The 15,727-nt window shown below is 62.2% G+C and carries 13 protein-coding genes; 6 read left to right on the top strand and 7 right to left on the bottom strand.

Going from position 1 to position 15,727, the window contains the following annotated elements; genetic code table 11:
• Positions 1-69: 69 nt before the first annotated feature.
• The 5 genes from H7993_RS08735 to H7993_RS08715 all read right to left on the bottom strand — a co-directional run bounded on the left by H7993_RS08735 (position 70) and on the right by H7993_RS08715 (position 7,658).
• Complete coding sequence (locus H7993_RS08735) at positions 70-1,449, bottom strand: OprD family porin (protein WP_185794066.1); 1,380 nt, start codon at positions 1,447-1,449, stop codon at positions 70-72.
• Positions 1,450-1,611: 162 nt separating this feature from the next.
• Positions 1,612-3,210: an ABC transporter substrate-binding protein gene (locus H7993_RS08730; RefSeq protein ID WP_185794065.1), complete on the bottom strand. Its 1,599-nt coding sequence runs from the start codon at positions 3,208-3,210 to the stop codon at positions 1,612-1,614.
• A gap of 214 nt (positions 3,211-3,424) precedes the next feature.
• Positions 3,425-5,026: an ABC transporter substrate-binding protein gene (locus H7993_RS08725; protein WP_185794064.1), complete on the bottom strand. Its 1,602-nt coding sequence runs from the start codon at positions 5,024-5,026 to the stop codon at positions 3,425-3,427.
• 256 nt (positions 5,027-5,282) lie between these two features.
• Entirely contained in the window at positions 5,283-6,884 is a 1,602-nt protein-coding gene (locus H7993_RS08720) for an ABC transporter substrate-binding protein (protein WP_185794063.1), read from the bottom strand.
• A gap of 63 nt (positions 6,885-6,947) precedes the next feature.
• The gene (locus tag H7993_RS08715) at positions 6,948-7,658 is read right to left on the bottom strand and encodes an SIMPL domain-containing protein (protein WP_185794062.1); all 711 of its coding nucleotides are present in this window, start codon (positions 7,656-7,658) and stop codon (positions 6,948-6,950) included.
• Positions 7,659-7,826: 168 nt separating this feature from the next.
• Here H7993_RS08715 and H7993_RS08710 point away from each other — a divergent pair, with 168 nt between their 5' ends.
• The 6 genes from H7993_RS08710 to H7993_RS08685 all read left to right on the top strand — a co-directional run bounded on the left by H7993_RS08710 (position 7,827) and on the right by H7993_RS08685 (position 14,256).
• The gene (locus H7993_RS08710; RefSeq protein WP_122479526.1) at positions 7,827-9,086 is read left to right on the top strand and encodes an ATP-binding protein; all 1,260 of its coding nucleotides are present in this window, start codon (positions 7,827-7,829) and stop codon (positions 9,084-9,086) included.
• Positions 9,083-9,643 (top strand): response regulator transcription factor, encoded by a 561-nt coding sequence (locus H7993_RS08705; protein WP_122479525.1) that lies wholly within the window; start codon positions 9,083-9,085, stop codon positions 9,641-9,643. The genes H7993_RS08710 and H7993_RS08705 overlap by 4 nt, the downstream gene beginning before the upstream one ends.
• Positions 9,644-9,797: 154 nt before the next feature.
• A complete protein-coding gene (locus H7993_RS08700; RefSeq protein ID WP_185794061.1) occupies positions 9,798-10,547 on the top strand; it encodes a FadR/GntR family transcriptional regulator in 750 nt (249 codons plus the stop codon).
• A gap of 246 nt (positions 10,548-10,793) precedes the next feature.
• A complete protein-coding gene (gene kdgD, locus H7993_RS08695) occupies positions 10,794-11,705 on the top strand; it encodes a 5-dehydro-4-deoxyglucarate dehydratase (RefSeq protein WP_122479523.1) in 912 nt (303 codons plus the stop codon).
• A gap of 208 nt (positions 11,706-11,913) precedes the next feature.
• Positions 11,914-12,855: an AEC family transporter gene (locus H7993_RS08690; RefSeq protein ID WP_185794060.1), complete on the top strand. Its 942-nt coding sequence runs from the start codon at positions 11,914-11,916 to the stop codon at positions 12,853-12,855.
• 45 nt (positions 12,856-12,900) lie between these two features.
• A complete protein-coding gene (locus H7993_RS08685) occupies positions 12,901-14,256 on the top strand; it encodes an amino acid permease (protein WP_185794059.1) in 1,356 nt (451 codons plus the stop codon).
• Positions 14,257-14,269: 13 nt separating this feature from the next.
• Here the strand turns inward: H7993_RS08685 and H7993_RS08680 are convergent, their stop codons facing one another.
• The gene (locus tag H7993_RS08680; protein WP_185794213.1) at positions 14,270-15,295 is read right to left on the bottom strand and encodes a calcium/sodium antiporter; all 1,026 of its coding nucleotides are present in this window, start codon (positions 15,293-15,295) and stop codon (positions 14,270-14,272) included.
• A 57-nt stretch (positions 15,296-15,352) separates the two neighbouring features.
• Entirely contained in the window at positions 15,353-15,718 is a 366-nt protein-coding gene (locus H7993_RS08675; protein WP_240998815.1) for a septal ring lytic transglycosylase RlpA family protein, read from the bottom strand.
• Positions 15,719-15,727 lie beyond the last annotated feature (9 nt).

Raw genomic sequence — 15,727 nt, 5'->3', positions numbered from 1 at the left:
TGCCCTCGCAATCGCACGTAAGCGTAGTCGCTGCCCGTGATTCGGCGAACCACGGGCAGCGCTCGCCGATCAAAGAATCTGGAACGGAATGGTAGTGACGATGCGCAGCTCGTTGAGGCTGCCATCGACCTGATTGGCGCTGGCGCGGTGGGCACTGTAGGTCGCGCGAATGGTGCTGGCCTTCAATGGCCCGCCCTGCACGGCGTATGAGGTGCCGAAGCCGTACTCGTAATGGCTTTCGCCGTCCTGAGCCTGAATGCCGTCATAGCCGCCACCCTTGTAGCGCGTGCCATCGATGCCCCAGCCGCGCGCGGTGTAGACGCTGAACTTGAGCCCCGGTACGCCATAGCTGGCCATGTCCAGCCCGTAGCCGACCTGGAACGATTTTTCGTTCGGGCCGTTGTAGTCGGAGAACAGCGAGTTGGCCAGGAAGATGGCGTTGGTCTCGTGCAAATAGTCGAAGTATTCGTCGCCGTTCACTTCCTGGAAGGCCAGCGTCAGGCTGTGCGCCTTGTGCGTCGCGGTCAACGACAGGCTGTAGGTGTCGTTGTCGATGGCACCCATCTTGGCGCTGCCCGCATCCTTGGTCTTGTAATAGTTGAACCCGGTGCTCAGGCTCAGTACCGAGGCATCCCCCAATTCATGGGCTGCGCCGAAATAGTACTGGTTCCAGACATCCTTGACGTTGGACGCGTACAGGCTGGTGGTCAGGCTTTTCAGCGGCTGGTAGTTGAGGCCGAAGATGTTGACCTGATCGGTAGTGGTGCCGTTGCCGTACTCGGTCCTGAATTTGCTCAGGCCCTGCTCGGTGCGCGGCGACACCCGGCTGAACGTACCGAGGTCGAAATCGAGGTTGTCGAACTCGGCGCTGTGCACGCTGACACCTTCGAAGCTGGAGGGCAGGGCACGGTTGCCGATGAAGGCCAGCACCGGTGTGTTCAGCGATTGCCGCCCGGCGGTCACCACCGTGTTTGAAACCCGTGCCTTGAGGTTGGCCAGGCCTGCCTTGGTCCACTGGTCGACCACTTCGCCGTCGTGGTCGGTCAGGGTGCGGTTGCCGCCGCCAGCCACGCGGCCTTTGCCTTGCTCCAGAGCCACGGTGTTGTAGGCCGCCACTTCGGTGCTGAAACCTACCGTGCCTTGGGTAAAGCCCGAGGTGTAGTTGACGATGGTGCCCTGTACCCAGGTGTCGCGGCTGCCGGTGCGTTCGGTGGCGCCGTTGCCTTTGTTGATGCCCCAGGTCAGGCCGCGCTTGCCTTTTTCCTTGGCGAACCAGTTGCGCGTCGAGCCGGTCAGGCTCGAGTCCTCGATGAAGCCCTGGGCTTCATCCTGGGCGCTGCTGGTCTTGACGCTGAGAGGGACGAAAGCCTGGCTGACTTCTTCGGCCAGGGCCAGGGGCGTGAAACCGCTCAAGGACAACGTGAGTACTGCTCTCTTGGTGATTTTCAACTGAAGCTCCTTACATTTTTTGGTTTTATTGCCGCTTTATCGAGTGCGGCTTGTGCCCTATCCATGGCGGGTGGTGACAGTTGCAAACGTTTGCTTGCTCTTTTTTGCCAAAAGCTCCCCAAACCCATGGCACGACCATAGGTTTGGGAGGGCGGGGGTTATCTAGTCGCGGACGCTTACGCCGCCGAAATCGTTACGCCCGAACGGGCTGACCTTGAAGCCGTCGACCTTGGCGCTGACCGGCTGGTTGACGGTGGAGTGGGCGATCGGGGTGATCGGCACCTGCTGCTTGAGCAACTGCTGCGCCTGGCGATAGAGCACGCTGCGCTCGTCGCGATCGGTCACGCGCTTGGCCTGCTGCACCAGCTTGTCGTAGTCCTGGTTGCACCACATCGAGTAGTTGTTGCTGCCAATCGCATCGCAGCTGTACAGCGTGCCCAACCAGTTGTCCGGGTCACCATTGTCGCCAGTCCAGCCAATCAGCGAAACGTCGTGTTCGCCGCGTTTGGTACGGTCCAGGTACTCGCCCCATTCGTAGCTGACGATCTTGACCTTGAGGCCGATCTTGCCCCAGTCGGCCTGCAGCATTTCAGCCATCAGCTTGGCGTTGGGGTTGTACGGACGCTGCACGGGCATGGCCCAGAGGGTGATCTCGGTGCCTTCCTTGACCCCGGCGGCCTGCAGCATCTGCTTGGCTTTCTCCGGGTCGAAAGGCGCGTCCTTGATGCTCTCGTCGTAGGACCACTGAGTCGGCGGCATGGCATTGACTGCTTTCTGCCCGGCACCCTGGTAGACGGCCTTGAGGATGGCGTCCTTGTTCACCGCCATGTCCATCGCCTGGCGCACTTCCAGCTGGTCGAACGGCTTGTGGCGCACGTTGTAGGTGATGTAGCCCAAGTTGTAGCCAGCCTGCTCCATGACCTTGAGCTTGGGGTCTGCCTTGAGGCCCGCGAGGTCGGCGGGGCGTGGGTAGGCCGTCACCTGGCACTCGTTCTTCTTGAGCTTCTGCATGCGCACCGAAGCATCGGTGTTGATGGCGAAAATCAACTGGTCGACCTTTACCTGGCTCATGTCCCAGTACTGCGGGTTGGCCTTGTAGCGGATCTGCGAGTCCTTCTGGTAACGCTGGAAGGCGAACGGGCCGGTGCCGATCGGCTTCTGGTTGATGTCGCGCATGTTGCCGCCCTTGAGCAGCTGGTCGGCGTACTCGGCGGACAGGATGGAGGCAAAGTTCATGGCGATGTTCTGCACGAACGCGGCATCCACGGCGTTGAGGGTGAACACCACGGTGTGGTCGTCGGCTTTTTCGACCTTGGCGATGTTCTTGTCCAGGCTCATGCTGACGAAGTAGGGAAACTCGGTGGGGTAGGCCTTGCGGAACGGCTGGTTGGGGTCGAGCATGCGGTTGAAGGTGAACAGCACGTCGTCGGCGTTGAAGTCGCGGGTCGGCTTGAACGCCTCGTTACTGTGGAACTTGACCCCTTCGCGCAGGTGGAAGGTGTAGGTCAGGCCGTCTTCCGAGATGTCCCATTTGGTGGCCAGTGCGGGAATAACACTGGTCCCGCCTTTTTCGAATTCGGTCAGGCGGTTGTAGATCGGTTGCGAAGCATCGTTGTCGGTCCCGCTGGTGTACTGGGCGATGTCGAAACCTGCGGGGCTGCCTTCGGAGCAGTACACCAGGCTGTTCGCGGCCTGGCTGAGGCCGACCTGGCCGAGCAGGCCCAGAGCGAGCATGGCGGAGCAAAGCTTTGTATGTCGCATGATAGTCCCTGTCTTGTTGTTTTCCGATCGTGGGTCGCCAGTCCCCTGGCAGGAATAGGACGGCCGTCGCCAAGGAAAGCTAGTTCCATTTGACTAAGGTGTATGTCGGCGTATTCCGGTAGTGCTGTGGGAAAAATCCTGGCGTTCGTGCAAGCGAAGTGGACGACGGACCTTTCGGTCCGTCGTCCGCCTGCGTCAGGAGAGATGCCCGGGGTCAGTCCTTCAGGCCTACGCCATAGAACGAGTTCAAGCCAAAGGGGCTGATCTTGAAGTCGGTGACCTTGGCGCTCATGGGCTGGTAGACCGTGGAGTGGGCGATCGGGGTGATCGGTACCTGTTCCTTGAGGCGCACCTGAGCCTGCTTGTACAGTTCGGTGCGCTTGGCCTGGTCAGGCGTGGCCTTGGCGGTCTTGATCAACTGGTCGTAGTCCTTGTCGCACCACTTCGAGAAGTTGTTACCGTTCACCGCGTCGCAGCCGTACAGGGTGCCGAGCCAGTTGTCCGGGTCACCGTTGTCGCCGCTCCAGCCGATGAGCATGGCATCGGTCTCGCCGGCCTTGGCTCGCTTGAGGTACTCACCCCATTCGTAACTGACGATCTTGGCCTTGATACCCACCTTGGCCCAGTCCGATTGCAGCATCTCGGCCATCAGCTTGGCGTTGGGGTTGTAGGGACGCTGCACCGGCATTGCCCACAGGGTGATCTCGGTACCTTCCTTGACGCCGGCCTCCTTGAGCAGCTTCTTGGCCTCTTCCACGTTGTAGCCGGCGTCCTTGATGCTTTCATCGTAGGACCACTGGGTCGGCGGCATGGCGTTCACTGCCAGCTGGCCGGCGCCCTGATACACGGCTTCGATGATGCTTTTCTTGTTCACTGCCATGTCCAGCGCCTGGCGGACCTTGAGGTTGCCGAGCGGTTCATGGGTGACGTTGTAGGCGATGTAGCCCAGGTTGAAGCCGGCCTGGTCGGGCATCTGCAGCTTGTTGTCTTCCTTGAGCGGCTTGAGGTCGGCCGGGCGTGGGTACACGCTGACCTGGCACTCGTTCTTCTTGAGCTTCTGCATGCGCACCGATGCATCGGTGGTGATGGCGAAGATCAGGTTGTCGATCTTCACGTCATCCGGGTTCCAGTAGTCCTTGTTGCCCTTGTAGCGAATCTGCGCGTCTTTCTGGTAGCGGTTGAACACGAACGGGCCAGTGCCGATTGGCTTCTGGTTGATGTCGGCGGCCTTGCCCTGCTTGAGCAACTGGGCGGCGTATTCGGCGGACTGGATCGAGGCGAAGCTCATTGCCATGTTCTGGATGAACGCGGCGTCGACGGTCTTCAAGGTGAAGCGCACGGTGTGGTCGTCGAGCTTCTCGATGTTGGTGATGTTCTCGTCCATGCCCATGTCGGTGAAGTACGGGAACTCGGTCGGATAGGCTTTGCGGAACGGCATGTTCTTGTCGATCATGCGGTTGAACGTGAACAGCACGTCGTCGGCGTTGAATTCGCGGGACGGCTTGAAGTAGTCGGTGGTGTGGAACTTGACCCCTTCGCGCAGGTGGAAGGTGTAGGTCAGTGCGTCTTCGGAGATGTCCCAGCTCGTGGCCAGGCCAGGAATGACCGCAGTGCCGCCGCGCTCGAACTGGCTCAGACGGTTGAAGACGGTTTCTGCAGAAGCGTCGAAATCCGTGCCACTGGTATACAGCGCCGGGTCAAAACCCGCCGGACTGCCTTCGGAGCAGAATACAAGGTTGCTCGCAGCATGGGCGAAAGGGGCGCTGGCAAGCAGGCCGGCCCCGACGATGAACGGAATGACCGCGGTTTTGAGCATGGTGGCCTCAGTTGTTGTCATTTTAAGAATGAGGGCGACCTTGTGGGCCGACCCGGCCGATACTTATGCAGGCGGCATACCCAAATCAACTGTTTGCATCGAATCGGGGTTGAAACGGTGGGACGGGCGTACACGAATGTCGCATCGATATAATTTTTTCGATAGTTGAACGCACGATCAATAACGTTTTGCAGCAGAACGCACGCTTATCGACCCCACTGCACCACGCTGGCGCACTGCAATGGGGCGTTAGGTATCACTGCGAGAGGCTGACACCGTAGAAAGGGGTCAGGCCGAAGGGGCTGATGCGGAAGTCCTGAACTTCCTTGCGCATGGGCTGGAACACCGTGGAGTTCGCGATGGGTGTGATCGGCACCTGTTGCTTGAGGATGCGTTGCGCCTGCTGGTACAGCTTCACACGCTCGTCGCGATCGCTGCTCAACTTGGCCTGCTGGATCAGTTTGTCGTAGGCCGGGTCGCACCATTTGGCGTAGTTGCTGCCCTTGACCGCCGCACAGCTGTAGAGCACACCGAGCCAGTTGTCGGGGTCGCCGTTGTCGCCGGTCCAGCCGTAGATCATGGTGTCGTGCTCGCCGTTCTTGGCGCGCTTGATGTACTCGCCCCATTCGTAGCTGACGATGTTGGCCTTGATGCCGACCTTGGCCCAATCGCTCTGGATCATTTGCGCCGACATGCGTGCGTTGGGGTTGGAAGCGCGCTGCACCGTCATGGCCCACAGGTCGATAGTCGTGCCTTCCTTGATCCCGGCTTCCTTGAGTAGCGCGCGGGCCTTGGTGATGTCGTGGGGCGCGTCCTTGATGCCCGTGTCGTAAGACCATTGCGCGGGGGGCAGGGCGTTCTGTGCCAGTTGGCCGGCGCTCTGGTACACCGCTTTGATGATGGCGGGCTTGTCGATCGCCATGTCCAGTGCCTGACGCACCTTGAGTTGATCGAGCGGCGGATGGGTCACGTTGTATGCAAGGAAGCCCAGGTTGAAGCCGGGCTGGCTGAGCACACGCAGGTTGGGGTCCTGTTTCATCACCTCGATGTCGGCGGGCCGCGGATAGCCGCTGACCTGGCATTCGCCGGCCTTGAGTTTCTGCAGGCGCACGGCAGCATCGGTGTTGATCGCGAAGATCAAATTGTCGAGCTTGACGTCTTCAGGCTTCCAGTACGCCTTGTTGGCAACGTAGCGGATCTGCGAATCCTTCTGATAGCGCTTGAAGACGAACGGGCCGGTGCCGATCGGTTTCTGATTGATGTCGGCAGCCTTGCCCTGCTTGAGCAGCTGCGCGGCATATTCGGCGGATTGCACCGAGGCGAAGCTCATGGCCAGGTTCTGCACGAACGCGGCATCGACCGTGGCGAGGGTGAAGACGACGGTGTGCTCGTCCTGTTTGCTGACCGACTTGATGTTGGTGTTCAAGCCCATGTCGGTGAAGTAGGGCGATTCCGAAGGGTAGGCCTTGCGAAAGGGGTGCTCGGGATCGAGCAGGCGCTGGAAGGTGAACAGCACGTCGTCGGCGTTGAAATCGCGGCTGGGCGTGAAGTAGTCGGTGCTGTGGAACTTGACCCCTTCGCGCAAGTTAAAGGTGTAGCTCAAACCGTCCGCCGATACGTCCCAGGAGGTGGCCAGGCCAGGCTCGACTTCGGTGCCGCCGCGCTTGAACTGGGTCAGGCGATTGAAGACGGTTTCCGCCGAAGCGTCGAAATCGGTGCCGCTGGTGTATTGGCTAGGGTCGAAGCCGGCGGGGCTGGCTTCGGAGCAGTACACCAGGGTGCTCGCGGCCTGGGCCATGGGCATCCCGGCACACAGGGCAGCGGTCAGGAGCAGTGGCTTGAAGGCGGGGATGTGCATGGGGGCCTCGGCAGATGAATGGCAATAGGGGGATAGGGCCGCCCGATCAAGGACGGCAGCGCATCAAGGCATCACGACTTCGATGACGCCATCAGCGTTGATGCTGACCTCGCTGGTGCCGGCTTCCACGTCCGGGGTTACCGGGGCGGCGTCGGAACGGGCGGCTTTCATCATCATCGGGGCGGACGCGTAGGGCCGCGGGTAGCCCGCGCTGTTGAGGTTGAGATTGACCACCTTGTAGCTCTTGCCACCCAAGGCGTCGGTGGCCAGTTGAGCACGGGCCTTGAACGCAGCGACGGCTTCCTTGAGCAGGGCGTCTTCGCTCTGCTTGCGGGTCTTGTCGGCGATCGAGAAGTCCATGGCGCCCATTTTCAGGCTCTGCAGCAGTTCGCCGGTGAGTTTGGACAGCGCGGGGAAGTCGGCGCTTTCCAGGCGCACTTCCGCGCGTTCACGCCAGCCGGTGATGGTCTGGCCCTTGTCGTCGTAGATCGGGTAGCTGTTGCGACTGCCTTGGCGCACGATCACGCCCTTGACTTCACGGGCCTGGGCGAGAGCCTTGTTCAAGGTCTCGGTGATGCCGGCGGCGAGCTTGGCCGGGTCGGCGTTCTGCTCTTCGCTGTAGAGGGTCACGAGCATCAGGTCGCGGGGCACTTCCTGGCTGACCTCGGCGCGCAGGGAAATCTGGTTGTAGCGGGCTTCGTCGGCCAGTGCTGGAAGGCTGGCCAACAGGCTCGCACCAAGGACCAAAGCGGCGCTGCGGGTGATGACGGGCATGGAAAACTCCTTGTTGTAAGTGCTGGGTAAGACTGGCCAGGCCGGATGCGGTTCCTGAACGAGCCAGGTTCATGCGTTTCGCGCGGTCATTTGCCGCAGTTTCCGCTGTCGGCGTGTCGAGTTGGTTATACTTGCACCGATCCGCCTGCAGCGCTCACTGGAGAGCAAATGCTCGCCCATCCTATGCCTCTTTCCGCTTCACGCCAGAACCTCTGGCGCCTGACCTTCATCCGCACCCTGGTACTGGCCGCTCAGGCCGGTTCGGTCGGTTTCGCCTACCTGACGCACCTGCTGCCGTTGCCCTGGCTGGCGCTGAGCACCACGCTGGCGGTGTCTGCCATACTCTGCGCGCTGACCGTCCTGCGCCTGCGCTTCTCGTTGCCGGTCACCGAGCTCGAGTACGCCCTGCAACTGGCCTGCGACCTGCTGATCCACAGTGTCCTGCTCTACTATTCGGGCGGCGGCGCCAATCCGTTCGTGTCCTACTACCTAGTGCCCCTGACCATTGCGGCCGTGACCCTGCCGTGGGTCTACTCCCTGGTGCTCTCAGGCATCGCGCTGGCCTGCTACACCTTCATGCTGGCGCACTTCTACCCCCTCGACACGCTGCCGATCGGCCGTGAAAACCTGCAGATCTACGGCATGTGGCTGAGCTTCGCCCTGGCTGCTTCGGTGATTACCTTCTTCGCCGCCAAGATGGCCGAGGAGCTGCGGCGCCAGGAACAGCTGCGTGCCCAGCGCCGCGAAGAGGGCCTGCGTGACCAGCAACTGCTGGCCGTGGCCACCGAGGCTGCGGGCGCTGCCCATGAGCTGGGTACGCCGCTCGCCACCATGAGCGTGCTGCTCAAGGAAATGCGCCAGGACCATCCCCAGCCTGAACTGCAGGAAGACCTGCAGGTGCTGCAGGATCAGGTCAAGCTGTGCAAGGAAACCCTCCAGCAACTGGTGCGGGCTGCCGAAGCCAACCGACGCATGGCCGTGGTCGATCAGCCGGTCACCGCCTGGCTCGACGAAGCCCTCAATCGCTGGCATCTGATGCGCCCCGAGTCCAGCTACCGTTTCCACCGCCTGGGCCAAGGCGAGGTGCCGCACCTGTCGCCGCCTCCGGACCTCACCCAGGCGCTGCTCAACCTGCTCAACAACGCCGCCGATGCCTGCCCCGACAACCTCGAGGTCAAGCTGGACTGGGACAGTGAAGACATCTTCATCGTCATCCGCGACCACGGCGCGGGTGTTCCCCTGGCCATTGCCGAGCAGATCGGCAAACCGTTCTTCACTACCAAGGGCAAGGGCTTCGGCCTTGGCCTGTTCTTGAGCAAGGCCAGCGTGACTCGCGCCGGCGGCTCGGTAAAACTCTATAGTCATGAAGAGGGCGGCACGCTCACCGAGCTGCGCCTGCCCCGTGGCGTCCCAGGAGATGATCGATGACTGACGAAAACCAAGTCGAAGGCGAAGAGCTGCCGCACCTGTTGCTGGTGGACGACGACGCCACGTTTACCCGCGTGATGGCCCGTGCCATGACCCGCCGAGGCTTTCGCGTAAGCACCGCAGGCAGCGCCGAGGAAGGCTTGAAGCTGGCCCAGGACGATGTACCCGACTACGCCGCGCTGGACCTGAAGATGGAAGGCGATTCGGGCCTGGTGCTGCTGCCCAAGCTGCTGGAGCTGGATCCGGAAATGCGCGTGGTGATTCTCACCGGCTATTCGAGCATCGCCACTGCAGTGGAGGCGATCAAGCGTGGCGCCTGCAACTACCTGTGCAAGCCGGCCGACGCCGATGACGTACTGGCGGCGCTGTCGGCCGAACACGCTGACCTCGACACGCTGGTGCCGGAAAATCCGATGTCGGTCGACCGCCTGCAATGGGAGCACATCCAGCGAGTGCTCACCGAGCACGCCGGCAACATTTCCGCCACGGCGCGAGCGCTGGGTATGCACCGGCGTACCCTGCAACGCAAATTGCAGAAACGCCCCGTGCGTCGGTGAACCCGCGTGCAGCGCTCTGGCTGGCGCCCTGCGCGCCTGGGCAGGCGGCATTCGCCCGCCCGCCGGGCCCTGCGGCAGCTCATGCCATGATCGTACAACCCGCTTTAGGCTATGATTGCTCCAATCACCGACCGTTTCGAGAATGACTTTCACTATGGATACTCAGAGCGCCGCCCCACGCGCCCGTCGCAAACCGCGCAGCCTGGCCCAGGAACTGGTGGCCGTGCTGACCCAGCGCATCCTCGATGGTGACCTCAAGCGTGGCGACAAGCTGCCTACCGAGTCGGCCATCATGGAAGAGCAGGGCGTCAGCCGGACCGTGGTGCGTGAAGCCATTTCCCGGCTGCAGGCGGCAGGTCAGGTCGAAACCCGCCATGGCATCGGCACCTTCGTGCTGGATACGCCCAGCCCGAGTGGTTTTCGCATCGATCCGGCGACCATCGTGACCTTGCGCGATGTGCTGGCCGTGCTCGAGCTGCGTATCAGCCTGGAAGTGGAGTCCGCCGGGCTGGCCGCCAGCCGTCGCTCGCCCGAGCAACTGGCGGCGATGCGCGCGGCCCTCGATGCGCTGAACGAAAGCGCGGCCCATGCCAGCGATGCAGTGGCGTCCGATTTCCAGTTCCATCTGCAGATTGCCTTGTCCACCGGCAACCGCTATTTCACCGACATCATGACGCACCTGGGCACCAGCATCATTCCCCGTACCCGCCTGAATTCGGCACGTCTGGCACATGACGACCAGCAGCACTACATGACTCGGCTCAGTCGCGAGCACGAGGAAATCTACGACGCCATCGCCCGCCAGGATGCCGATGCCGCACGCGCAGCCATGCGCCTGCACCTGACCAACAGCCGCGAGCGTTTGCGCCAGGCGCACCAGGAAGCCGAAGCGGGCAGAGGCTGAACGCCGCGTCGGCGGTTGGCGCGGTGTACCTGGCAGAACGCGGTGCGGCCGGACGCGGCTTGCGCCGCTGCTACAGGGATCCCGTGTGTCGTCTCGGCGTTCGGTGAAGCCCATCAGGGACAATCTGAAAATACTTCGTTCAACCTATTGAGGAACTGCATAAGTAGTTGTACGATGACGTACGACATCAGCCAGCCATGGCTGCTTGGTTGTTCAATTTTCCATGCGACTCAGGGTGTTCAAACAATGAATCCACAAGAACTAAAGTCCATCCTCAATCACGGCCTGCTGTCTTTTCCAGTAACCGACTTCACTGCTCAGGGCGACTTCCATCGCGAAGGCTACATCAAGCGCCTGGAATGGCTTGCCCCCTACGGCGCCAGCGCCCTGTTCGCCGCCGGCGGCACCGGTGAGTTCTTCTCCCTGGCTGCCAGCGAATACTCGCAAGTGATCAAGACTGCCGTCGACACCTGCGCCACCAGCGTGCCTATCCTCGCCGGCGTCGGTGGTTCCACCCGCCAGGCCATCGAGTATGCACAGGAAGCCGAGCGCCTGGGTGCGAAGGGTCTGCTGCTGCTGCCGCACTACCTGACCGAAGCGAGCCAGGACGGCGTAGCCGCCCACGTCGAGGCCGTGTGCAAATCGGTCAACATCGGCGTCATCGTCTACAACCGCAATGTCTGCCGTTTGAACGCGCCATTGCTGGAACGCCTGGCCGAAAGCTGCCCGAACCTGATCGGCTACAAGGACGGCCTGGGCGACATCGAACTGATGGTGTCGATCCGCCGTCGTCTGGGCGATCGCTTCAGCTACCTGGGTGGCCTGCCGACCGCCGAAGTCTATGCAGCGGCCTACAAGGCTCTGGGTGTGCCGGTGTATTCGTCCGCCGTGTTCAACTTCATCCCGAAGACCGCCATGGACTTCTACCGCGCAATCGCCGCTGAAGATCATGTCACCGTGGGCAAGTTGATCGACGACTTCTTCCTGCCTTACCTGGACATTCGCAATCGTAAATCCGGCTACGCAGTCAGCATCGTCAAGGCAGGCGCGAAGATTGCCGGCTACGACGCAGGCCCGGTGCGCACCCCGCTGACCGACCTGACCGGCGAAGAGTACGAAATGCTCGCCGCCCTGATGGACAAGATGGGTCCGCAGTAAGTCTCGAAACTGCAGTGCGGCTTTCGCGGCCGCTGACCGCTCCTACGGAAATCCTGCATACACCGAGGATCTCTGTGGGAGCGGGGCGGGGGGCCAGCCCTCTGCCCGCGAAGCGGCCCTGCCTGCCATACCTTTCCAGAATTTCCCCGCCTGCCCCCCACATCCTCGCTATCATTGTCGCCTGACCCCAGGCAACAGGTTCCCCGGCATGCTCGCCCTATTTCTGCAGACCCTGAACGTGACCGCTCCGGTGTTCGCCATGCTGTTTCTCGGCTACGGGCTGAAGCGGATCGAGTGGATCAACGACAACTTCATCAAGACCGCCTCGGCCCTGGTGTTCAACGTCTGCATGCCGTCGCTGCTGTTTCTGGGCATCTACCATGCCGACCTGCGCTCTGCACTCAAGCCGGGCCTGCTCGTGTATTTCGTGGTGGCCACGGTGGGCAGCTTCGCCATCGCCTGGTGGATCGCCACCAAGCGATGCCCGCAAGTCGACCGTGGGGTGTTCACCCAGGGCGCCTTTCGCGGCAACAACGGTGTCATCGGCCTGGCCCTGGCGGGCAGCATGTATGGCGACTACGGCATCTCCCTGGGCTCGATCCTCGCCGGTTTGGTGATCGTGCTCTACAACTCGCTGTCGGTGGTGGTGCTGGCGATCTACAGCCCGAACATCAAGTCCGATCCGCTCAGCATCTGCAAGAGCATCCTGGTCAACCCGTTGATCATCAGCGTGGTATTGGCCGTGCCCTTCGCCTGGTTGCAGGTGCCCATTCCCAACTGGATCCTGACCTCCGCTGACTACGTCGCGCAAATGAGCCTGCCGCTGGCGCTGATCTGCATCGGCGGGACCCTGTCGCTGGCCGCATTGCGCAGCAGTGGTTCGGTGGCGCTGAGTGCCAGCGCGGTGAAAATGATCCTGCTGCCGATCGTCGGTACCTTCGGTGCCTGGCTGTTGGGCTTTCGCGGGGCGGAACTGGGCATTCTGTTCCTGTATATTGGCGCTCCTTCGGCCTCGGTCGGTTATGTCATGGTGCGGGCCAGCGGCGGCAACTATTCGCTCGCCGCCGCCATCATCGTCATCACCACCCTGGCGGCAGCCATCACCACCAATATCGGAATATTCCTGTTGCAGTGGGGCGGCTGGATCTAGACGCTGCTTGCACACCCGCAAGCATTCACCCGCTAAGGAACCGCAATGGATGATCAATCCACCCCCGAAGGTCTGCATCGGGGTCTGAAAAACAGGCATATCCAGCTCATTGCCCTGGGCGGGGCGATCGGCACCGGCCTGTTCCTGGGCATCGCCCAGACCATCGGCATGGCCGGCCCGTCGGTCATCCTGGGTTACGCGATCGGCGGCCTGATCGCCTTCTTCATCATGCGCCAGCTGGGCGAAATGGTCGTTGAAGAGCCGGTCACCGGTACCTTCAGCCATTTCGCCAACCGCTACTGGAGCGGCCTGGCCGGCTTCATGTCCGGTTGGAACTATTGGGTGCTGTATGTGCTGGTAGGCATGGCCGAGTTGACCGCCGTGGGCATCTACATCAAGTACTGGTGGCCGGACGTGCCGACCTGGGCCTCGGCCGCGGTGTTCTTCGTGCTGATCAACGCGATCAACATGTTCCAGGTGAAGATCTATGGCGAGATGGAATTCTGGTTTTCGCTGATCAAGGTCGCCGCCATCGTCAGCATGATCGGCTTCGGCGCTTGGATGCTGGCCACCGGCAGCGGTGGGCCGGACGCCAGCATCGCCAACCTGTGGCAATACGGCGGCTTCTTCCCCAACGGCATCGGTGGATTGACCCTGGCCATGGCGGTCATCATGTTTTCCTTCGGTGGCCTGGAGCTGGTCGGCATCACCGCCGCCGAAGCCGATGATCCCAAGCGCAGCATCCCCAAGGCCACCAACCAGGTGATCTACCGGATCCTGCTGTTCTACGTGGGCGCCTTGACCATCTTGTTGTCGCTGTATCCGTGGCAGAAAGTGGTCGAAGGTGGCAGCCCGTTCGTGATGATCTTCCATGCGCTGGACAGCAACGTAGTGGCAACCGTGCTCAACGTGGTAGTGCTGACCGCGGCGCTGTCGGTGTACAACAGCTGCGTCTATTGCAACAGCCGCATGCTGTTCGGCCTGGCGGTGCAGGGCGATGCGCCCAAGACCCTTCTCAAGGTCAACCGCCGTGGCGTGCCCATGAAAGCGCTGGGTATTTCCGCCATGGCGACCGGGTTGAGCGTGGTCATCAACTACCTGATGCCGGGCGAGGCCTTCGGCTTGTTGATGGCGTTGGCCGTGTCCGCACTGGTCATCAACTGGGGCATCATCAGCATCACTCACCTGAAGTTTCGCAAGGCCATGCGCGCCAACGGTCAGGCGACGTTCTTCCCCAGCTGGGGCTACCCGATCACCAACTGGGTATGCCTGCTGTTCCTGGCGGGCATTCTGGTGATCATGTACATGACGCCGGGAATCCGCATTTCGGTGCTGTTGATTCCCTTGTGGCTTGGGGTGCTGGCCGTGGCCTGGATGGTCAAGAAGCGTCGGGCAAGGTAGGAGGCCGCCTGGCTCAGTGCTGTCGGCGCCAGGCGCGCAGGGTGCCCCACAGCACCACCGCCGCCAGCAACGGCAGCACGTAGAACAGCATCAGCTCTTCCAGCCTGGCCGCCAATGGCATGCCCGTGGTGAACGCCACCACGTGCAGGCCATACGCCACGTACAACCCCAGCAGCACCAGCCCTTCGATCCGCGTGACCCGGTATCCGGAATAGAACAGCGGCAGGCACAACAGGGTGACGCCGAGCATCACCGGCAGGTCGAAGTCCAGCGCATTGGGTGACACGCTCAGGGGCGCGGGTGCCAGCAGTGCGGTCAGGCCGAGCACACCGAGCAGGTTGAACAGGTTGCTGCCGATGACGTTGCCCACTGCGATCTCGCGGTGACCGCGAAAGGCGGCGACCAACGACGTCGCCAGTTCCGGCAGTGAGGTGCCGACGGCCACGATGGTCAACCCGATAACCCGGTCCGACAAGCCGAAATCGGTGGCCAGCTCCAGCGCCGCTTCCAGCAGCCAGTGGCTGCCCGCGCCCAGCAGCAGCAAGCCGCCGAGCATCATGCCCAGGCACTTGAGCCAGGGCGCTGTGCCCTGGGCTGTCGCCACCCGGCCCGGATGCCGAGACTGGCGCCACAGCACGCCTAGATAGCCGACCAGGGCCAGAAGCAGGACGCCGCCTTCCAGGCGCCCCAACTGCTCGTTCAGGGCCAGCCCGAACACCAGCGCACTGGCTGCGATCAACAGAGGAATATCGAGCCGCAGCAGTTGCCGCGAAACCCGTAGCGGAATGATCAGCGCGGACAGCCCCAGGGTCACCAGCAAACTGAAGATATTGCTGCCCACCAGGCTGCCGACGGCGATGTCCGGCGTACCGACGAACGTCGCCTGCAGGCTGACGGCCAGCTGCGGCACACTGCTGCCCAGCGCAACCACGCCCAGGCCCACTACCAGCGGCCTGATCTTGAGCGCGGCCGCCAGGCGCACGGCGCCGCGCACCAGGCACTCGGCGCCGGCAATCAGCAGCAGCAGCCCTGCGAACAATTGCAGCAAGGTCGGGCCGGGCAGGGTGGCAAGATCGGGGATAACGGTGGCTCCAGGTCAGTCTTGCAAGGTCTGCACGCGCACTCTGGCCGTGCCGCTGCGCAGCATGCCCAATTCTTCGGCAGCGCCTTTCGACACATCGATCAGGCGCCCGCGCGAGTGTGGGCCGCGATCGTTGATCCGCACCACTACATTGCGCTTGTTGGACAAATTGGTCACCACTACCCGGGTACCGAATGGAAGCTGGCGGTGGGCAGCGGTGAGACCGTATTGATCGAAGCGTTCGCCACTGGCGGTGCGAGCACCATGATGGCGTGCGCCGTAGTAGGAAGCGACCCCCTCGCGGTTGTAGCCGCGCGGGTCGATGAGGTCGTTCTGGCCGGCGCAGCCCGCCAGCACGGCAATTGCACCGACACAGCACACACGCAGCGC

It is taken from the genome of Pseudomonas baltica (assembly GCF_014235765.1).
GTDB classification, from domain to species: Bacteria; Pseudomonadota; Gammaproteobacteria; order Pseudomonadales; family Pseudomonadaceae; genus Aquipseudomonas; species Aquipseudomonas baltica.
Note: the sequence above shows the minus strand (reverse complement) of the source record. Positions and strands in the feature narration are given on the sequence as shown.